This window comes from Azospira sp. (genome assembly GCF_030247495.1).
Lineage (GTDB): Bacteria > Pseudomonadota > Gammaproteobacteria > Burkholderiales > Rhodocyclaceae > Azospira > Azospira oryzae.
Genome location: NZ_JAOTRW010000004.1, coordinates 53,677 through 74,154 on the forward strand (window position 1 = coordinate 53,677; position 20,478 = coordinate 74,154).

The window sequence follows — 20,478 nt, forward strand, 5'->3', positions numbered from 1 at the left end:
TTTATTTTGTGAACAGTCTCAAAATTTTGCCGCTCCTCGGCAACTTTTGCCGCCCTGCAAACGACACCGGGGAGGCCAAGCCCCCCCGGTAGTACGTTGACTGCTAAGGGTTTTCAGGCGAATTCCAGCGCCCGCGCGCCGCCGCCCGGCCCCAGATCCAGATGCTGACCCAGATCCGAGAGCAGCTCCTTCATATCCAGGATCAAAACGATCTGGCCATTGGACAGGGTGGTAACACCGGCCACACCACGGGGACGGAAGTCGTCGAGGGACTTGATCACGGCATCGTCCCGGCCGGCGAAGCTGTCCACCGACAGGATGAAGCTGCGCTCCGCCGTCTGCATCAGCACCCCATACTCGGGATCCCGATCCTGGGGCCAGCCCAACAGACGGGCCAGGGAAATGACCGGCAGGATTTCGCCGCGCACCACCAGGGTCTCCTTGCCGCCCACTTCCTGCAGCTTGTCCTTCTCGATGGGCAGGATTTCCCGGACCATGGACAGGGGCAGTGCAAAAGGCTGATCGCCGAGCAGCACCAGCAGCACCGGCAGAATGGCCAGGGTCAGGGGCAGGGAGATGATGAAAACGGAGCCCTTGCCCGGCTCGGAACGGATCTCGATGGCACCGTTGAGCTTCTGGATGTTGGTCTTGACCACGTCCATGCCCACACCGCGGCCGGATACGTCGGAAATCTGGGATTTGGTGGAGAAGCCGGGCAGGAAGATCAGGTTCAGGCTCTGGCGTTCGTCCAGGGTATTGGCTTCCTCTTCGGAAATCAGCCCCTTCTCGATGGCCTTGGCCCGGATGCGCTCGGCGCTCATGCCGCGGCCGTCGTCGGCCACGATCAGGACGATGTGGTCACCTTCCTGGCGCGCTTCCAGGCGCACCACGGATTTCACCGGCTTGCCGGCCGCCGAACGTTCGTTGGACGGCTCCACGCCGTGGTCCACCGCATTGCGGATCAAGTGGATCAGGGGATCTGCCAGATCCTCGATCATGGTCTTGTCCACTTCGGTTTCTTCACCGGCCAGCACCAGCTCCACATCCTTGCCCAGCTGCCGCGCCAGATCGCGGGCAATCCGGGGATATTTCTGGAACAGGCGGCCGATCGGCTGCATGCGGGTCTTCATGACCGAGTTCTGCAGGTCGGACACCAGCAGATCCAGCTGGCTGACGGCCTGATCCAGGGCATGCAGGGTTTCGGCGTCGGTTTTGCCGGCCAGGATATCGGCCCGCAGGCTGGTCAGCCGGTTCTTGGTCAGGCCGATCTCGCCGGACAGGTTGAGTACCTGGTCGAGACGGGCCGTATCGACACGAATGGTGTTTTCCCGTACCGCGGCACGCTCTTCGACGCGGCGCCCCACCGGCGCGCCGCCGGCCCCCGGCTTGTCGTTGACACGACGACCGGAAGGCGGGAAATGGGGTTGCACCGGGGCTTCCGCCACCACCACTTCGGCAGCAGCAGGAACCACGGCCGCAGGTGCGGCAGGCGCCACACCGGTCACTGCCGCATGCAAGGCCTGCCAGTCGGGCTCGCCGGACTGGGCTGCCGGGGCAGCAGCAGGCGCCGCCACCGGCTCGGCAGCGACGGCTGCCGGAGCGTGGGCTTCCCCACCTTCCAGCACATGCCGCAGGGCATCCAGCATATCGTCTGGAGCAGGACGGGGCTGCACGCCGCCGGAAAGCTCGCCGAACATGTCGCGCACCCCCTTGGTGGCGGCCATGATGATATCCATGAGCTCAGGCGAGAGCTGCATTTCCCCATTGCGCAGGCGGTCGAACAGGTTCTCCGTCAGGTGGCACAGAGTCACCAGTTCGGTTGCATTGAGGAAGCCGGCACCACCCTTGATGGTGTGGAAGCCGCGGAAAATATCGTTCAACAAGCCCCGGTCGTCTGGCGCCTTCTCCAGATCCACCAGTTTATTGTCCACATCGGACAGAAGGTCGTTGGCCTCCTGCAGGAAATCCTGCAGCAGGTCTTCCATTCCGGCGAAGTCGCTCATGGCGCTACTCCCTTAGAAGCCGAGGCTATCCAGCAGGTCGTCGACCTGCTGCTGGTTCACCACCACATCGGTACGGCCTTCACTGCTGATGACAGGACCGTTGAGGAGGCTGTTTACGTTTTCGTTGCGACGTGCGTCGGGAATCACATCCACCAGCACCTGCACCAGTTGGTTTTCCAGGTCCTGGGCCAGCACCACCACCTTCTTGATGACCTGGCCGGTCAGATCCTGGAAGTCCTGGGCCATCATGATTTCCAGCAACTGGTCGTTGGTGGCGGCCGCCTTCTGGGGTGCCGTGTCCCGGAGGAAGGCACGGGTTTCCGCCGCCAGTTGCTTGAACTCCTCCACCGACAGCTGGTTGGCGTACAGCTTGTCCCAGCGAGCCCCCAAGGCGCGGGAGGAAGTTTCCAGCTCATCCTGCAGCGGCTTGGCAATATCGGTTGCGTTGAGCACCCGGCACGCCGCCTGTTCGGTCAGGTTGGCAACGTAGGCCAGGCGATCGGTGGCATCGGGAATGGCATGGACCGTCTTTTCCAGGAGCTTGTCGTAACCCAGCTCATGCAAGGTGTCGTGCAGCTGCCGGGCCATGTGGCCGATCCGTTTGAAGACCCGGTCCCGTTCGTCGCCCGTCGCCTCACCCTCACCATCCTCGGCGGCAGGAATGACTTCAACGGCAGGCTCGGCGACTGGTGCCACGGTGGCGGCAACGCTGTCGAACAGCGCCTGCAGATCGTCGCTGTCATTGGTAGCAGCGGGGGCCGCCGCAGCGGCAGGGGCTGCCGGGGCAGGAGCGGCAGCCGGCTCGGGACGAGCCGAGGCAATGCTGTCGAAGAGGGCTTCCAGATCGGCGCTGTCGCCGCTGAGATTGGCATCGCTCATGACTCAAGCCCCCATTTTTTCGAAAATCTTTTGCAGCTTTTCAGCCAGCACCGCAGCAGTGAAGGGCTTGACGATATAGCCGCTGGCGCCGGCCTGGGCCGCGGCGATGATGTTTTCCTTCTTGGCTTCCGCCGTGATCATCAGCACCGGCAGATGCTTGAGATTGGGCGTCGCGCGAATGGTCTGCAATAGGGTCAGGCCATCCATGTTCGGCATGTTCCAGTCGGAAACCACGAAGTCGAAGCCCCCCCCTTGCAGCTTCTGCAGTGCGATGGCCCCATCCTCGGCCTCATCGACGTTGGTGAATCCCAGTTCCTTGAGCAGGTTGCGGACGATGCGCCGCATGGTGGAAAAATCATCCACCACCAGGAATTTCATCTTTGGATCAGCAGACATGCTTCACTCCGTTAATTCTTATCGTTCGAGCAGGGGACGCAAGGTATCAGCCAGCACTTCGGCGTCGAACTTTGCCACATAGGAGTCCACCCCTACGGCCTTGCCCATCGCCCGGTTGGCTTCTGAAGACAAAGAGGAATGCATGACCACAGGCACGCCTTCGAAACGTGCATCCCCCTTGATGTTTTTGGTCAGGACGTAGCCGTCCATTTCCGGCATTTCCGCATCCACCAGGATCAGGCGGATTTCATCGCGCAGGCTCTTGCCCATCTGCTGGGCATGAGCGGCGATGGCCTGCAGGCGGGTCCAGGCCTCCATGCCATTGGTGGCATGCTTGTGCTTGACGCCAAGTTTGTCGAGCACTTCGGAAATCTTCTTGCGGGCCACGATGGAGTCATCCACGAAGAAGATGCTCACTTCTTCTTCGACGCGGGCCGGAGCGATGTCGATGATGATGGCCTCGCCGAAGGCATTGGCCAGAATCTGCTCCACGTCGAGGATGGACACCAGATGCCCGCCCTCCAGCTCGATGACGGCGGTGATCAGTCCCTGGTTGGCGGCCAGCACGGTCTCCGGCGCCTTCACCCGCTCCCAGTCCACACGGATGATGCGATCCACCTCATGCACCAGGAAACCCAGGGTGCGCTTGGAATACTCGGCCACCATCATGGTCTTGCCCAGACCGGCGGGCGGGTTGTCCAACTCCAGGAAGGAGGCCAGGGACAGCACCGGGATCACGTTGCCGCGCAGGGAAATCAGGCCTTCCACTCCCCGGGGCATGTTCGGGGTCTTGGTGATATGGGGCGTGCGACCGACTTCCCGCACCTTGAACACGTTGATGCCGAAAGTCTCCCGGGTTCCCAGGGAGAACAGCAGGATTTCCATCTTGTTGGAACCCGCCAGACGGGTACGCGCATCCACGCTTTCCAGGAGATTCTTCTTTTCCGACATATCCATGATGGTCAGCTCCGGGCAGTATCAGGCTTCAACGGTGGCGGGAAGGGTAGCCCCCAGGCGCCGCGCCAGGGTCTCGGAAAGCTTCTGGGGCTCGAACTTGGGCACATATTCATCCACCCCGACCGATTGGCCCAGCTTCTGGTTGGACATGCCGGACAGGGAGGAATGCATGATCACGGGCACACCGGCAAAGCGCGGATCACTCTTCACCTTCTTGGTCAGGATGTAGCCATCCATTTCCGGCATTTCGATGTCGGTCAGCACCAGGCTCACCATTTCATTGACCGGACGCCCCAGGGAAACGGCATAGGCGGCCATTTTCTCCAGTTCTTCCCAGGCCTGACGGCCGTTGATGGCAGCCACGTACTTGACGTTCATGGCCTGCAGGGTACGTTCGATCTGCTTGCGCGCCACCACCGAGTCGTCGGCAAAAAACACCGTACATTCGGGCTTGTCGATGGGGACGATGCTGCGGTACATGAACTCGTCGTCGTACTTGGTGGTTTCGGACAGGACCTTTTCCACGTCCATCATCATCACCAGACGGCCATCGGCCAGTTCCGTCACGGCGGTCACCAGGCCGCCCATCTGGGCCACCAGCATCTCCGGCGGCACCCGCATCATGCCCCAGTCAAGGCGCAGGATGGTATCCACCGCCTCCACCAGGAATCCCTGGGTGTGGCCGTTGTACTCGGTGACGATCATGATGTCCCGCGGCGTGTCGGTCTGGACCCCGGCGTACTTGGCCAGATCCACCACCGGCACCAGGGCGCCGCGCAGGCTGACCATGCCTTCGACTGCGGCCGGCATGTCCGGCGCCGCCGTGATGGGCGGCGTGCGCATCACCTCGCGGACCTTGAAGACGTTGATACCGAAGGTTTCCCGCCGGCCATTGCGCGAATCGGTGCCCAAGGTAAACAGCAGGATTTCCAGCTTATTGGTGCCGGCAAGTTTAGTGCGGGCGTCGATACTTTTGAGCAGTTCAGACATGACCACTACCCCTCGAATGCGGGAACGATTGTTCTTAGAGATTCTAATTGCAATGGGCCAACAATCTACCTAGGTCGTTTCCCAGGGAAACCCATCACTTTTAACGACAATATACCTATAACCTTAAGAATACATGCAAAACCATGGGAGCGGAAAGGTAGAAAGCCACAGGAAGCCCATCAGGACTCCGTCCGGTAGCCAATCCGGACACCTCCCCAATGCTTGCCCTTGATGTAAACGGGGGCGGAAATGTCGTGCATGATTTCCCCCGTGTCGCGCCGGTAGGTCTGCAGCAGGAAAGGCTGTTCATGGGAACCGCAGCGCCGCCCGACCGGGTCGTCAAACACCCGCTTGGTGCGGTTGTTGATGAAATCCACTTTTTCATCACCGGTCAGGGGCTTGGAAAAGCGCTTGTTATGGGTCGGCACGTAACCCTTGCGATTGGTGGAAATGGCATAAACCACATGGGGATGCCGTTCCAGCAGCGGCTCCTGCAACTTTGGCAGCAACTGGTCGCACAGGGTGTCGAAGCGGGTGGAAAACTTCTGGGGCCGGGTTCCGGCGATGGGGGAGTAGTTTTCGTCGAACAGGTCCGCCAGGGAAATCTTGCCGGAATCGATGGCCTGCTCCAACAACTGGCCGACGCTGCCGGCCAGTTCCTGCACCATGGACGGCATGCTGGCGTGGACCGCCACGGACTCCTCGCCGGCGCTGCCCAGGCGGAAGACGTTGCCGATTTCCTTCAGATTCGTCGCCAGGTATTCCAGCTGACGGGCTTCCTGCAAGGTGAGCTCGGCGGCGGCACTGTTCGACTGGGCCATTTCCATGATCTGGGCCACATGGGAGGCGATGTCCTGACCGGCCTGGCTCTGTTGTTCGATGGCCCCGGCGATGGCATCCACCTTTTCCATGGTCTCCTGGGCGCCGCCATTGATGCGGGTGAGGGAGTCTGCCGCCTGGCGGGCAAGATGGGCGCCGCTCTGGGCCTGACCGGTACCGGCCTCGATGCTGGTGATGGCGGTGGCGGTTTCCTCCTGGATGGAACCGATGACGCTGCTGATCTCGCCCGTCGCCAGGGACGTCCGCTCGGCCAGCTTGCGCACTTCGTCGGCCACCACGGCAAAACCGCGCCCCGCCTCGCCGGCCCGGGCCGCCTCGATGGCCGCATTGAGGGCCAGGAGGTTGGTCTGGTCAGCGATTTCCCGGATGGTCTGGACGATCCCGGAAATCGCCTTGGAGCGGTCACCCAGGGCTCGCACCACCTCGGCGGAATGGGTCACCGACTCGGCGATCTTCTCCATTTCCCGGGAGGCATCATTGACGATGCCCACCCCCTCGCCGGACAACTCGCTGGCAAACTGGGCAATGGACGAGGTCTCGTGGGCCCGCTGGCTGACCTCGTGCATATTGCTCGACAGCACATCCACGGCTGCTGCGGTGGCCTGGGCGGCGTCATGCTGCTGGGTGGAGCCGGCAGCAACCCGGTTGGCCTCCTCCAGAACCTGGCGGGAGGCCTTGGCCACCTCGACCGCATTGAAGATCACCTTGCCGATGATGGTATGGATGCTGGCCACCAGGCGATTGAAGGAGGCGGAAGTCTCGGCCACATCGCCCTTGCCGGCCACCGGCACCCGTTTGGTCAGGTCGCCGTCAGCATACATGGTTTCGATCCCCTGACGCAGCACCCGCATCGGGCGCAGGAACAGGGCATCCATCACCGCCCCCAGCGCCAGGGACGTTCCCAGGGCCAGCAGCAGCATGGTCCCCGCCGCCGCCCAACCACCGCCGAGAGCCCCCCAACTCCACGCCCCCGATCCGAGAGCTGCCAGCATCACCACCAGGGCGATCGCCCGCCATGTCCAAACGGCACTCATCTTGTCTCCATCCCCTGGTTTTCCCAGTGTCTATAAGTATCTTCGGCTTACTGTCGGTCCCCGGCGTAGCCAAAGTCGGTCATATCATAATACGCGATGACCTCGTTACCCGGTGCGCAATAGTGCAGGGCGCTGCACAGGGAATGGACCAGGCGGATGCCCCGGCCATGGGGAACCTTGCCGCTACATTCGCTTTCCAGACTGGCCATGAAGGCAGCGTGATCGAAACCGGGGCCGGAGTCCCGCACCCGCATCACCAGCTCCGTGCGGCCACCGCGATGCTGCTGGGTCACTTCGAGGTCCACCGTGCCGTCGCGCAAGGCGGCCAGACGCCGCCCCCGCTCCTCCAGGTAGCGCTCAAATCCCTGGCTCTGGGCCTTGAGGCCCGAATCCAGGCCGAGCACCCCATGATCCAGGGCGTTGTTGTACAGCTCGGAGAGGATGAGGAAGATGTGGCTGCCATGGTCCTTGTCCCGATTGAACTGGCTCAACACCCCCATCAGGGTCGGCACCGGGTCCAGGTTGCGGATATCGTCGGCGGAGAGGGACATGGTGACCTGCCAGGAACCGGAGTGGCGCAGCACCCGGGGAGTTCCGCCACCGATGCGGGGGCTGCGGGCCGTCTGGTGGTAGCAATGCACCAGCATCAGGGACAGGTCGTCCTGGGCGCCGCGACCGGCCAGATGGGCATCCAGGGCGCCCACCACGCCGGCCAGGCGTTCTTCCCGTTCCTGGCTGAGCAGGGCATTGAGTAGGCGCTCCCGGCCGAAGGGCGTACCGCTGCCGTTTTCCGCCTCCACCACACCGTCCGAGTAGATCACCAGCTGCTTCGGCTCCTCGATGAAATGCACCTCGGTGGAGGCATCGAAGTCCTCGTCGGCGAGGATGCCCAGGGGCAGATGGGCCTTGGCAAAAGTGATGCTGGACAGCAACCCCTGGCTGTTCACCAGGAACGGCGGAGGATTGCCCCCATTCCACACCTGGATGGAACCGCTGGCCGAATCCACGGCGGCCAGGGTGGCGGCGACGAAACGCCCCACGGGCAGCAGTTCGGCCACCTTGCGGTTCATCTCCCGGGCGATGGCATCGATGCCGAAACCCTTTTCGGTCATGCGGTAGAAGGGCTGGGTCACCGGCATCACCGCCAGGGAGGCGGCCAGACCGTGGCCGGTGGCATCGGCCAGAAGAACATGCAGGATGCCTCCCGGGGTACGGGCGGCGGCGATGAGGTCGCCGCTGTAGGTTTCCGCCGGCCGCATCCAGTGGCTGACGGCCAGATCCCCCAGCAGTTCGGCATTGACCAGGCGATGCATCAGGTGCAGGGCGACGCTCTTCTCCTCCTCCACCTGGTCCCGATAGCGCTGCAGCAGCCGCTCCCGGGCCTGGGCCTCACGCTGCAGGTGCAGGCGCTGCTGGAAGACGCCCAGCTTGGCTTGCAGCACCGGGCGGCTGATGGGCTTGTGGATGAAGTCGTCGGCACCGGCCTGGTAGGCCTCCACCAGGGAGCTTTCGCTCTGGGCGCCGCTCATGAAGAGCACCGGCAGCCAGTGGGGGTGCTCCCGGGACTTGAGCTGGCGGGTCAGTTCGCAACCGCACATGCCCGGCAGGGAAATATCCGTCACCACCAGATCGGGACGGAAGCTGGCGTACAGGGCCAGGGCCTCCTCGCCGCTGCGGGCGACGCTGACCCGGTGGCCGAAACGTTCCAGCTCGAGCTGGGTCAGTTCGGCATCGAGGGGATCATCCTCCACCAGGAGGATGGCGAGCGCGGGAACAGCAATGGGGCCGGCTACCGCTTTCATGGCCCCGAACGGCATCAGGAGATTTTGAACAACTTGCCGAAGTTGGCGATATCCAGCACCTGCCGCACATTGCCCTGACAGTTGGCCAGGGAGACGGCCTTGTTTTCCAGGGCCACCTTGTCGCGCAGCAGGAGCAGCATGCCCAGAGCCGAACTATCCAGATAATCGACGCCGCCCAGATCGACCACGAATTCCTTCAGGTCGCCACGGCCGAGAAGGTTCTCGTAGGCAGCGCGGAATTCCCGGTGGGAATTGAAATCGAAGCGGCCGGAAAGCTTTACCACGGCCCGGCCATTGTCCTGCTCAACACTGGTATGCATACCACTCCCTTATCAATTATTCGCGTCTTGGCACTGCGGCCTATTATCTATGGAGCCGCAAGCGGCGGCTAGCGCCCCAGGCCGGCTAGCACCCGGCGCGACATTTCGTCGAGGCTGACCACCTCGTCCACCGCACCGATCTGGGCGGCTTCCCGGGGCATGCCGTAGACCACGCAGCTGGCCTCGTCCTGGCCGTAGGTGCGGGCTCCGGCCTGATGCATGGCCAGCAGGCCCTGGGCGCCGTCCTTGCCCATGCCGGTGAGGATCACCCCGAGGGCGTTGCGCCCCACCAGCTGGGCGGCAGAGTGGAACAGCACATCGACCGCCGGCCGGTGCCGGTTCACGGGCGGGGTCTGCAACAGTTCGGTCACCAGACCAGAGGCGGTCTTGCGTACCTGCAGGTGGGAATGGCCGGGGGCGATATAGACGGTTCCGGCCTCCACCTTTTCATTGCCCTTGGATTCAATGACCCGGGGCGCGCACAGGCTGTCGAGGCGCTTGGCGAAGGAGGCGGTGAAGGTCTCGGGCATGTGCTGCACCACCAGGATGGGTGGGCAATCGGCCGGCATGCCCAGCAGGAAATGCTTGAGGGCCTCGGTGCCGCCGGTGGAGGCGCCGACGAAAATGATCTTGTTGGTGGTCACGCCCCGGGGCACGGAGGGTACGGGCTGGGCTGCGGCCGGCGGCTTGCGCAGGCGCGCCCCCTTGGCCGCCCGGATCTTCTCCGCCAGTTCCTGGGCGTAGTCGTCCAGGGAATGGCCGGGCTCCACCCGGGGCTTGCCGATGAATTCGACGGCGCCCAGTTCCAGGGCCTTGAGGGTGGTATCGGAACCGGCCTCGGTATAGGAGGAGACCATCACCACCGGCATGGGCCGCAGGCGCATCAGGCGCTCGAGGAACTCCAGGCCGTCCATTTTCGGCATGGCCACGTCCAGCGTCAGCACGTCCGGATTGACGGTCTTGATCATCTCCCGGGCCGTCGGCGCGTCGGGAGCGGCTCCCACGACCTCCAGGTCGGGCTGGGAATTGATGAATTCGGTGAGCAGCTTGCGCATCACCGCCGAATCGTCGATTACGAGTACACGGATAGGCATGGCGGGTCAGGTAAAGAGTTCGATGTCCCCTTCCACCTTCGCTTGGCCCAGACGGGACTGGTACTCCTTTTCGCGGGTGAACAGGGTGTCGTTGTGGACCCGGTGCAGTTTCTTCACCAGGACCTTGCCGGTCTGGGGAAAGTAATAGACCTTCCGGGGATAGGAATCGAGCAGGTCCTTGGCAACCACGGGTATTTTTTCGGTCTTCAGGAAATTCAGCACGAACTCCGCATTGCGGGCGCCGACCTGGGCGGACGCCAGGCTGGAAAGGACCGCCCCGCCACCGAAGACCTTGGCCTCGAGGCGGCCGCGACGGGCGCCCAGCTTGAGCAGATGGTTGATCAGCACTTCCATGGCGTAGGTGCCGTAGCGGGCCGAGGTGCTGACCATGCCCTCACCGCCCGCTTCGGGCAGCATGAAATGGTTCATGCCGCCGATCCCGGAATCGCCGTCGCGGATACAGGCGGCGACGCAGGAGCCGAGGACGGTGACCAGCAGCATGTCGTCCCGGGCGACGTAGTACTCGCCCGGCAGGATCTTGGCGGCCGGCCGTTCGAAGCTCCGGTCGAAATATCGGTTGCTCGCCAGATGCTCCACATATTCGGCGCTGCCGGCGGCGGCAGCCAGGCTATCCCGGCTTTCGCGCCAGCTCATAGACCGTCTTTCCGAGGGAACGGAACAAGTCCGCAGCATGCAGGAAGCTCTCGGAATGGCCGGCGAACATCAGGCCCTCCGGGTTCAGCATGGGCGCAAAACGGGAAAGAATCTTGTACTGGGTCGGCTTGTCGAAATAGATCATGACGTTGCGGCAGAAGATCACATCCAGGGGGCCGCGCACGGACCAGCTGGGGTCCAGCAGGTTGAGGCGCTGGAAGGTGATCATGCGGCGCAGTTCCGGCCGCACGCAGACGTAGCCCTCCTGGTTGCCGGTGCCCTTGAGGAAGAAGCGCTTGACCTGCTCCGGGGACATTTTCTCCACCCGGTCGGCAGCATAAACGCCCTTGTCGGCCGTTGCCAGGACATTGGTATCCAGGTCGGAGGCAATGATGGAAACATTGCTCGCCGCGTTGCCCAGGGCCTCCTGCACGGTCATGGCGATGGAATAGGGCTCCTCGCCGGTGGAGGCGGCACAGCACCAGATCTTCAGGGGCCGCTTGCCGGCATGCTTCTTCAGGTAGTCGGCCAGGATGGGGAAATGGTGGGGCTCTCGGAAGAAGGAGGTGAGATTGGTCGTCAGGGAATTGACGAATTTCTCCCACTCCTGGGAATCGCTGTTCTTTTCCAGCCGGTCCAGATAGTCGCTGAAGGACTTGATGCCGGTGGCGCGCAGGCGCCGGGCCAGGCGGGAATAAACCATGTCCTGCTTGACCGGCGACAGGGAGATGCCCGCATGCTTGTAGATGAGCTTGCGGACCCGCTCGAAATCGGCGCTGGTGAAGACGAATTCCCGGGTGGCCGGGGCTGCCGCCGGCGGCAGGTTGAACAGGGGGCGCTTGGCATCGGTCATGGCTGACACTTCCTTGCTCGGAGAAGCTCCCGGCAACAATGGCCGGGAGCGGGCTGGGCGGATGGAAAGGGCTTAGAACTCTTCCCACTCGTCATCGAGGGAGGCCGGCAGGTTGACGGGCTTGCCGCCGAACTTGGGCGACGGCACCCGCACTTCCTGCTGCAGATGGGGAATGGCGGCCTGCGCCTGCCCCATGGCCGGGCTCGGGCCGGCGTGGCGGCCTGCCGGCGCCTCGTGGCCGAGGCGGAACACGGAAACCGCCTCCATCAGGCCGTGGGCCTGCTCCTCCAGGCTTTCGGCGGCAGCAGCGGCCTCTTCCACCAGGGCGGCGTTCTGCTGGGTGACTTCATCCATCTGGCTCACCGCCAGGCCCACCTGCTCGATGCCGGCGCTCTGCTCCCGGCTGGCCTCGGCGATGTCGGCCATGATCTTGGCGACGCGCTTGATGGAGGTCACCACCTCTTCCATGGTGCGGCCGGCGGAATCCACCAGGCGGGAGCCGTTCTCCACCTTCTCCACGGAATCGGAGATGAGGGCCTTGATTTCCTTGGCGGCGGCGGCGCTGCGCTGGGCCAGGTTGCGCACCTCGGTGGCCACCACGGCAAAACCGCGGCCCTGCTCGCCGGCCCGGGCCGCTTCGACGGCCGCGTTGAGGGCCAGGATGTTGGTCTGGAAAGCGATGCCGTCGATGACGCCGATGATGTCGGCGATCTTGCTGGAGGAGTGGTGGATGGCGCCCATGGTCTGCACCACCTGTTCCACCACCTCGCCGCCCTTCACTGCCACCTGCTGGGCGCCGCTGGCCAGCTCGTTGGCGGTACGGGCATTGTCCGCATTCTGCTTCACCGTGCTGGTCAGCTGCTCCATGGAGGAGGCGGTCTCTTCCAGGCTGGAGGCTTGCTCCTCGGTGCGGGAGGAGAGGTCGGTGTTGCCGGAGGCAATTTCCTGGGCCGCCGTGTTGATGGCCTCGGTGGCGCCCTTGATGCGCTCGACGATTTCCTTGAGCTGCTCGACGGTACTGTTGGCGTCGTTCTTCAGCTGGCCGAAGGTGCCAGCATAGTCGGCCTCGATACGGCTGGTGAGGTCGCCCTGGGACATGGCGTTGAGCATGCGGGCCACGTCGTCCAGGCCCTTCTGGCTGGTTTCCAGAAGACGGTTGATACCCTCGGAAAGCTGGCGGAAGAAGCCGTCCTTGCCCTCCAGCACCAGGCGCCGGGTGAAGTCGCCGTTGGCGGCACCGTTCACGATGTCGGCCACCTCGGCCTCCACCGCCACTTCGGCGGTCCGGTCCAGCCATTCCACGGCGGAGCCGAGGCGGATGCCGCGCTCGTTCACCACCGGGGTCACGGTCAGGGAGAAGGTGCGGCCGCCCAGGTGCACGGTGGCGCGGTGGGAGCCGCTGAGGCGCGACAGCAGCCCGCGCTGGTGGGCCGGGTTCTTGTGGAAGACGTCGATGTTGGAACCGAGCAGAGTGGCAGCGCGGAAGTCGGGCAGGTCGCGGCGGATGTCGTCCTCCACCCGGCGGAACATGTCTTCCACCGCCTTGTTCATGTAGATGATGTTGTGCTGGTCGTCCGCCACCATGACGTTGGTAGCCACGTTGTCCAGGCCGATCTTGATGCGCAGGTTCTCGTTGGCGATGCGCTGGGCCTCGGCCACATCGAAGCCCAGCTTGATCTGCATGGCCTGAATGCCCTGCAGCAGGCGGCCCATCTCGTCGTTGCGGGTGATGTCCACCTGGTGGTTGTAGCGGCCCTGGCTGACGGCGCCGAAGGCGGCCTGAGCATCGGCCAGGGAGCGCAGGATGCCGCCGGAAAGGCGCCAGGCGATGAAGGTCAGCAGCACGATGACCAGCACGATGGCGCCGACGATGGTGCCGGTGGTGGTGGCCTTCAGGTCATCGGCAGCCTGGGCGTCCTTGCGCGCCTGGTCGGCGTGGTACTGGTAGAGGGCGTCGGTCTTGGCGGAAACCTCGTCGTAGAGCGGATTGATCTTCTCCGAGAGGATGCGCTGGGCTTCGGCGAAATGGCCTTCGTTGAGGGCGTCCCGGGCCGGGTTGATGCCCTCGTCCACATACCGCTTGCGGGCGATGAAGTAGGCTTCGGCCAGGGCCTTGTGCTCGTCGCTGCGGATGCTCTGCTGGTAGCGCTGCCAGATGGCCGTCAGCTCTTCCCGGTTCTTGGCGATGATGTCGGTGTGGGCCGTCACCGGATGCTCGTGGCTGGCCGCATTGCTGGTGCCCGGCTCATGCTGCAGGCCGAGCAGCACCTGGGCCCGGTTGTCCGCCACCAGCTTGCCGATGCGGGCCAGACCCTGGACCGGCTGCAGGCGGTCGGTGAAGGCCCGCTCCAGGCTCTCGTTGGTGTTGTTCAGGGCATACAGGCCCAGCACGCCGACCACCACGGCAAACAGGACTGCCAGGCCGAAACCCAGGCCCAGACGGGTAGCCAGGGACAGGCTGGCAAAACGGTCGCCCAGGCTGGGGCCGCCGCGCACCACCTTGCCGCAGAGGATGCGCAGGGAGCCGGCCCGGTTCTCGCGGAACAGGCGGTAGGCATTTTCCGCCGCTTCCACCTGGTCCCGGGAGGGCTTGCGGCGCACCGACATGTAGCCGACCACCTGGTCGTTTTCCCGGATCGGCGTGGCATTGGCCTCGACCCAGTAGTGGTCCCCGTTCTTGCAGCGGTTCTTCACCAGGCCGGTCCACGGCCGTCCCGCCTTAAGGTGGGTCCACATATCCGCATAGGCTTCGGACGGCATATCCGGGTGGCGCACGATGTTGTGGGGCTCGCCGATCAGCTCGGCCTCGGTGAAGCCGCTGATCTCGATGAAATCCCGGTTGATGTAGGTGATCTGACCCTTGAGATCGGTCTTGGAGACGATCAGGGTGTCATCCCGCAGGGGCACTTCCACATTGGTGACCGGCAGATTGGTGCGCATGTTGGTCTCTCCGTCTGTTCCGGCCACCGCTTCCGGCGGCCAAGCAATTTTCTCTGTCTGGGTGCCTGTCTCAGGCCAGGGCGGCCACGTCGTCCATCAGTTCCATGTCCCGGGTGCTCATCAGCTGCTCGATGTCGGTGACGATCAGCATGCGTCCTTCCACCGAGGCCAGGCCCAGGATGAAGCGGGTATCGAAACTGGCGGAAAAGTCCGGGGCGGGGCGAATCTGGGGCGGGGTCAGGGCGATGACGTCGGAGACGCTGTCCACCACGATGCCCACCACCCGGCTCATCACGTTGAGGATGATGACCACGGTGAAGGGGGTGTATTCGATCTTGGGCTGCTTGAACTTGATGCGCAGATCGACGATGGGCACGATCAGGCCCCGCAGGTTGATGACGCCCTTGATGAATTCGGGCGCATTGGCGATCCGCGTCACCATATCGTAGCCGCGGATTTCCTGGACCTTGAGGATATCGATGGCGTATTCCTCCTGGCCCAGGGTGAAGGTCAGGAATTCGCTGGCCACCTGGTCTTCGTCGGTGGCGCCATTGCCGGCATTGTAGTTTTCCACTGTCTCGCTCCTTCGCTCAGGCTGCCCCGTCCGTCGCCTGGCCCTTGGCCATGGCCACCAGGGCCGAGGTATCCAGGATCAGGGCCACCCGGCCGTCCCCCATGATGGTGGCGCCGGACACGCCCTGCACCTTGCGGTAGTTCTGTTCCAGACTCTTGATCACCACCTGGTGCTGGCCCACCAGTCCGTCCACGAACAGGGCGGCCTTGGCCCCGTCCGCATTGAGCACCACCATGATCCCTTGGTGGAACTCCCGCACCTTGGGCTCGGCGGCGAAGACCTCGTGCAGCACCACCACGGGCAGGTATTCGCCCCGCACCTGGATCACCCGGCCCTGGTTGGAAACCGTCTTGATGTCGCTGGGCTTCGGCTGCAGGGACTCGACCACGTAGGACAGGGGAATAATATAGATTTCTTCCCCGACGGCCACGCTCATGCCGTCCAGGATGGCCAGGGTCAGGGGCAGGCGCACCGTCATGCGGGTGCCGATGCCGGTCATGGATTCGATTTCGATGCGGCCGCCCAGGGCCTGGATGTTCCGCCGCACCACGTCCATGCCCACGCCCCGGCCGGAAACGTCGGTCACCTGGTCGGCGGTGGAAAAGCCGGGCTCGAAAATGAGGGCCCACACGTCCTGGTCGCTCATCTGGTCGGAGGCCGCCAGGCCCTTCTCCCGGGCCTTGGCGAGAATTTTCTGGCGGTTCAGGCCGGCGCCGTCGTCCCCCACCTCGATGACGATGTTGCCGCCCTGGTGGGCCGCCTTGAGGGTGATGGTGCCGCCCGGCGGCTTGCCGGCGGCGACGCGCTTCTCCGGCGATTCGATGCCGTGGTCCAGGCTGTTGCGGATCAGGTGGGTCAGGGGGTCGGTGATCTTTTCGATGAGGCCCTTGTCCAGCTCCGTGGTCTCGCCGCTCATCTTCAGTTCGACCTGCTTGCCCAGCTTGCCGGAAAGATCCCGCACCACCCGGGGGAAACGGGAAAAGACGAAGGAAATGGGCAGCATGCGGATGGACATCACCGCTTCCTGCAGATCCCGGCTGTTGCGTTCCAGCTGGGTCAGGCCGTTGAGCAGACGCTCGGGCGCCGCCTCCTGCATTTCCTGGGCCGTGGCCAGGAGCATGGCCTGGGTGATGACCAGTTCCCCCACCAGATTGATGAGCTGGTCCACCTTTTCCACCCCGACCCGGATGGAACTGTCGCCCGCGGCCACCGGCGGCGCCTTCGGACGGCTTTCGACGCGGGCTTCGGCTGCCGGCGCCAGTGGCGCCGGCGCCGCGGCGGCAACGCTTGCCGGAACCACCGCAGGAGCGGCCGGAGGCGACGCCAGCGGAGCGGGCGCAGGCTCGCTCACCGCCGGCATGGTGCCGGCCTGGGGGAGCGGCACAAAGAAACCGTAGCCCTCCCCTTCCTCCAGCACAGGAGGCTCGCCCACCCCGGCAGCCGCACCGGCAGTGGCCGGCAGAGGCTCGAAAAAGCCGTAACCATCCCCTTCTTCAGCCACCGCTGCCGGAGTCGCAGCAGGATCGGGCAGGGGGGCGAAAAAGCCGTAGCCCTCACCTTCCTCGGCCACAGCCGGGATGGGGGCCAGGGCATCCTCTGCCGCCACCGGCTCGGGCAAGGGATCGAAGAAACCGTAGCCATCCCCCTCTTCCGCCATCGCGGCAGGCGCGGCGGGGGCCAGGCCGGGGGCGTCGTCGAAGAAGCCGTAGGCGGTCTCGTCCTGGGGCGCTCCGGGGGCATCGTCGAAGAGGCCGAAAGCCTCGTCGGCCGCTGCCGCCGGGGCTGCCAGGGGCGACAGGCGCCAGGCATCGGACTCGGCGACGAAATCGAGGGAATCGGCCAGGGCTTCCCGCGCCACCTGGCCGTAAAGGCGCAGCTGCCACAGGGAGGGAACGGGGCCGCTGGAACGGCTGAGCACTTCCAGGCGCCCCTGGCGTCCCAGGTCCTCGAGGAAATTTTCCAGGGTTTCCGGCACCGCCAGGGAAGCGGGCGTCGGCACGAACTCGATTTCCCAGCCGCCATCAACGCCGCTTTCCGCCGGGGCCACAACGGCTTCCGGCATGACGACGGCGACCGGCTCGGCCCCTTCGTCCCGGGACAGCTGGCGCAGCTTTTCGCAGATGGCCTCCTGGGCCTCGGCGCTGACCGCCTCGCCGCCCTGGTGGGCGGCCAGCAGCAGCTTGAGCAGATCGCCGGCCTCGAGGAAGGCATCCACCATTTCCGGGCGCAGGCCGATCTCGTGCTTGCGCAGTCGGTCGAGCAGGGTTTCCAAGACGTGGGTGACGGCGGTCAGGTCGGTGAAGCCGAAGGTGCCGGAGGAACCCTTGATGGAGTGGGCCGCCCGGAAAATGGCGTTGAGGTCCTCGTCCTCCGGGGCACCCACGTCCAGCCCGAGCAGCAGGGATTCCATTTCTGCCAGGTGCTCCGCCGACTCCTCGAAGAACACCTGGTAGAACTGGCTCATGTCGATGGCCATGTTCGCCTCTCTGACCGACGCAGGGACTGAAGGGGACCGGGGCCGCGGCTCAGCCGATCACCTTCTTCACCACTTCCACCAGCTTCTGGGGATCGAAGGGCTTGACCAGCCAGCCGGTGGCGCCGGCAGCGCGACCCTGGGTCTTCATGGCGTCGGAGGACTCGGTGGTCAGCATCAGGATAGGCGTGGCCTTGTACTGGGGCAGGCCGCGCAGGGTGCGGATCAGGGTCAGGCCGTCCATGCGCGGCATGTTCTGGTCGGTCAGCACCAGGTTGATGGCGCGGGCCTTGGCCTTTTCCAGGCCGTCCATGCCATCCACGGCCTCGACCACGTCGTAACCGGCACTCTTCAGGGTAAAGCTCACCATCTGGCGGATGGAGGCGGAATCATCGACGGCAAGAATGGTTTTGGGCATGGGAGACTCCGATTTTCAGAAGAGTTCGATTTCGCCGGTGTTGAAGCCTTCCTGGCTCACCGGATTATTGGAAGTGCGCTGGCGCAGGCCGTCCACCTGGGTGCGGGCCTGGAGCAGCGACTGCCGCAGGCTGTCGGCCTGAGCCGCGGACATCTCGCCCTGGCCGCACTGGGCCGCAGCCGCCAGGGCCCGGACCTCGCCCAGCACCGCCTGGACCGATTCGAGGCGGCCATTCACGTGGGACAGCAGCTGGGTCACCATGTCCTGGAACTGCAGGGAGACCACCGCCTGATTGACGCTCTGCTCCATGCTCTCGGAGATGTGGTTGAGCTCGTCGATGGTCTCGCCGGTACGGTGGTTGAGGGCCTCGATGTTCTGCATGGCCACCTCCACCCCCTGCTTGGACTTGAGGGCGAAGGTCATGTCCTGGGCCGCCATCTTGTTGATGGCCTGCTCGGTCATTTCGATGGACTGCTGCATGGTCACCAGCTGGCCGCGGATCTGCTGGCTGAAGTGGCTGGTGCGGCCGGAGAGGTCGCGCACCTCGTCCGCCACCACGGCGAAGCCGCGGCCCGCCTCGCCGGCCCGGGCCGCCTCGATGGCGGCATTGAGGGCCAGCAGGTTGGTCTGTTTGGAGATGCCTTCGATCTCGCCCAGCATGCCGGTGATGCGCTTCATCTGTTCCGACATCTTGTCGGTCATTTCCACCAGTTCCATGGCCAGCTTGGAGTTGGCCACCACGCTGTCCACGAAGGCGTGCAGGGTTTCCGAGGTGTGCTGGGCGAAGCCGGCAAAATCGGCGGCGCCGTCCTCGCCGCGCTGGCTGCTGATGATGCCCGTACCCAGCTCCTGCTGACGCCGGGCCTGCTGGCTCATTGCGGTGAAACTCTGGATCAGGGTGCCGATGGCTTCCGAGAAAATCTGCTGGGTCCGCGTCACGTCGGCCCGGGCTTCCTCGAACTGGCTGTGGAATTCGTCGCTGGCCCGCTGCATCACCTCGCCGGTCTCGGCCAGCAGGCGCACGCCTTCGCCAGCGGCCACGTCACCGCCGGACGACTCCTTGCCGTCTGCGGAGGAATCGCGCAGCAACAGGGAAAACAGCAGCCAGCCGACGACGATGACGCCGATGCCGACGGAAAAGGGGGCGCCGCGCAGGGCAGGGTCGATCGCCGCCATGGTCGCCGCCACGAGCAACGCCCATACCAGTCCGAAGCCAGACAATTTGGCCCATCCGTTCATCGTACCCAGTCTCCCCTTATTAGTTTGCTTGTGCTGGCTGACCGGACATTCTACAGGGGCGGGCGCCCGGATGGCACCTTGGTGCCGGGGGTCAGCGTTTCGGACGCAGGGATGGCGTCGTTGCTCACTTCCACATCAGGCGCGGCGTCCCGCAGGAACGCCTCTTCCGTCTCCTTGTTGAGGACGACGATGCTGATGCGGCGATTGACCGGATTGAGGGGGTCGTTGCGGTCGAACAGCACGGTGGAGGACATGCCCACCACCCGCAGGACCTTGTGATCGTCCATGCCGCCGCTGACCAGTTCGCGCCGGGAGGAATTGGCCCGGTTGGCGGACAGCTCCCAGTTGGAGAAGCCCCGGGCGCCGGCGGCGAACTGGGCCGCATCGGTATGGCCGGAGAGGGTGATGCGGTTGGGCACCGCATTCAGCACCTTGCCGATTTCCTTGAGGATTTCCCGGGTATAGGGCTTCAGCTGGTCGCCGGCCAAGTCGAACATGGGCCGGTTCTGCTCATCCACGATCTGGATGCGCAGGCCCTCGCTGGTGATGTCCAGCAGCAGCTGGTTCTTGAACTGCTGGATGGCCGGATTGCTCTGGATGGCATCCTCGATGCGCTTCTTCAGCTCCTTGAGCATGGCCCGTTCGCGCTGCTTGGCTTCTTCGGAGGACTTGGAAACGCTGTGCTTGGCCGCGTCCTCGCCTTTGCGCACCTGGCCGTTCTGCCGGGTCAGGTCCAGGCCACCGCCCTGGATCACCGCCGTGGCGTCGCCGGAACCGGAGCCGCCCTGCATGGAAACCTTGAGGGGATTCTGGAAATACTCGGCGATGCCTTCCAGGTCGCCCTTGGCGGTGGAGCCGAGCAGCCACATCAGCAGGAAGAAGGCCATCATGGCCGTGACGAAGTCGGCGTAGGCCAGTTTCCAGGCCCCGCCATGGTGGCCGCCGCCACCCTTCTTGATGCGTTTGATGACTATGGGGCGAGAGGAATCGTCGCTCATCGGCGCTTACCGGG

Annotated in this window: 17 protein-coding genes; all 17 read right to left on the reverse strand. The window is 64.4% G+C overall.

What is annotated here, in order from left to right:
- Nucleotides 1–113: 113 nt before the first annotated feature.
- Entirely contained in the window at nucleotides 114–2,003 is a 1,890-nt protein-coding gene (locus OEL49_RS06135; RefSeq protein ID WP_014236805.1) for a chemotaxis protein CheA, read from the reverse strand.
- 12 nt (nucleotides 2,004–2,015) lie between these two features.
- Complete coding sequence (gene cheZ, locus OEL49_RS06140; RefSeq protein ID WP_014236804.1) at nucleotides 2,016–2,882, reverse strand: protein phosphatase CheZ; 867 nt, start codon at nucleotides 2,880–2,882, stop codon at nucleotides 2,016–2,018.
- Nucleotides 2,883–2,885: 3 nt separating this feature from the next.
- A complete protein-coding gene (gene cheY, locus OEL49_RS06145) occupies nucleotides 2,886–3,278 on the reverse strand; it encodes a chemotaxis response regulator CheY (protein ID WP_014236803.1) in 393 nt (130 codons plus the stop codon).
- An 18-nt stretch (nucleotides 3,279–3,296) separates the two neighbouring features.
- The gene (locus OEL49_RS06150) at nucleotides 3,297–4,235 is read right to left on the reverse strand and encodes a chemotaxis protein (protein ID WP_014236802.1); all 939 of its coding nucleotides are present in this window, start codon (nucleotides 4,233–4,235) and stop codon (nucleotides 3,297–3,299) included.
- A 21-nt stretch (nucleotides 4,236–4,256) separates the two neighbouring features.
- Nucleotides 4,257–5,225, reverse strand: coding sequence for a chemotaxis protein (locus tag OEL49_RS06155; RefSeq protein WP_014236801.1), 969 nt, complete (start codon nucleotides 5,223–5,225; stop codon nucleotides 4,257–4,259).
- 179 nt (nucleotides 5,226–5,404) lie between these two features.
- A complete protein-coding gene (locus tag OEL49_RS06160) occupies nucleotides 5,405–6,985 on the reverse strand; it encodes a methyl-accepting chemotaxis protein (protein WP_287874219.1) in 1,581 nt (526 codons plus the stop codon).
- A 161-nt stretch (nucleotides 6,986–7,146) separates the two neighbouring features.
- Nucleotides 7,147–8,901 (reverse strand): ATP-binding SpoIIE family protein phosphatase, encoded by a 1,755-nt coding sequence (locus OEL49_RS06165; RefSeq protein WP_014236799.1) that lies wholly within the window; start codon nucleotides 8,899–8,901, stop codon nucleotides 7,147–7,149.
- A gap of 14 nt (nucleotides 8,902–8,915) precedes the next feature.
- Nucleotides 8,916–9,221 (reverse strand): STAS domain-containing protein, encoded by a 306-nt coding sequence (locus OEL49_RS06170; protein WP_014236798.1) that lies wholly within the window; start codon nucleotides 9,219–9,221, stop codon nucleotides 8,916–8,918.
- Nucleotides 9,222–9,289: 68 nt separating this feature from the next.
- On the reverse strand, nucleotides 9,290–10,315 hold the full coding sequence (locus OEL49_RS06175; RefSeq protein WP_014236797.1) for a protein-glutamate methylesterase/protein-glutamine glutaminase: 1,026 nt from the start codon (nucleotides 10,313–10,315) through the stop codon (nucleotides 9,290–9,292).
- A gap of 6 nt (nucleotides 10,316–10,321) precedes the next feature.
- Nucleotides 10,322–10,969: a chemoreceptor glutamine deamidase CheD gene (gene cheD / locus OEL49_RS06180; protein ID WP_014236796.1), complete on the reverse strand. Its 648-nt coding sequence runs from the start codon at nucleotides 10,967–10,969 to the stop codon at nucleotides 10,322–10,324.
- The gene (locus tag OEL49_RS06185) at nucleotides 10,944–11,822 is read right to left on the reverse strand and encodes a CheR family methyltransferase (RefSeq protein ID WP_014236795.1); all 879 of its coding nucleotides are present in this window, start codon (nucleotides 11,820–11,822) and stop codon (nucleotides 10,944–10,946) included. Before OEL49_RS06185 ends, cheD begins: the two co-directional genes overlap by 26 nt.
- Before the next feature lie 72 nt (nucleotides 11,823–11,894).
- Nucleotides 11,895–14,762, reverse strand: a complete 2,868-nt coding sequence (locus OEL49_RS06190) for a methyl-accepting chemotaxis protein (RefSeq protein WP_014236794.1) — start codon at nucleotides 14,760–14,762, stop codon at nucleotides 11,895–11,897.
- Nucleotides 14,763–14,832: 70 nt separating this feature from the next.
- A complete protein-coding gene (locus OEL49_RS06195) occupies nucleotides 14,833–15,336 on the reverse strand; it encodes a chemotaxis protein CheW (protein WP_130459976.1) in 504 nt (167 codons plus the stop codon).
- A 16-nt stretch (nucleotides 15,337–15,352) separates the two neighbouring features.
- Nucleotides 15,353–17,812, reverse strand: a complete 2,460-nt coding sequence (locus OEL49_RS06200) for a chemotaxis protein CheW (protein WP_287874220.1) — start codon at nucleotides 17,810–17,812, stop codon at nucleotides 15,353–15,355.
- A 49-nt stretch (nucleotides 17,813–17,861) separates the two neighbouring features.
- Nucleotides 17,862–18,227 (reverse strand): response regulator, encoded by a 366-nt coding sequence (locus tag OEL49_RS06205; protein ID WP_014236791.1) that lies wholly within the window; start codon nucleotides 18,225–18,227, stop codon nucleotides 17,862–17,864.
- A gap of 15 nt (nucleotides 18,228–18,242) precedes the next feature.
- Nucleotides 18,243–19,403, reverse strand: coding sequence for a methyl-accepting chemotaxis protein (locus OEL49_RS06210; protein WP_287874221.1), 1,161 nt, complete (start codon nucleotides 19,401–19,403; stop codon nucleotides 18,243–18,245).
- A 113-nt stretch (nucleotides 19,404–19,516) separates the two neighbouring features.
- Nucleotides 19,517–20,464 (reverse strand): flagellar motor protein MotB, encoded by a 948-nt coding sequence (motB, locus tag OEL49_RS06215; protein WP_014236789.1) that lies wholly within the window; start codon nucleotides 20,462–20,464, stop codon nucleotides 19,517–19,519.
- Between the last annotated feature and the right edge of the window lie 14 nt (nucleotides 20,465–20,478).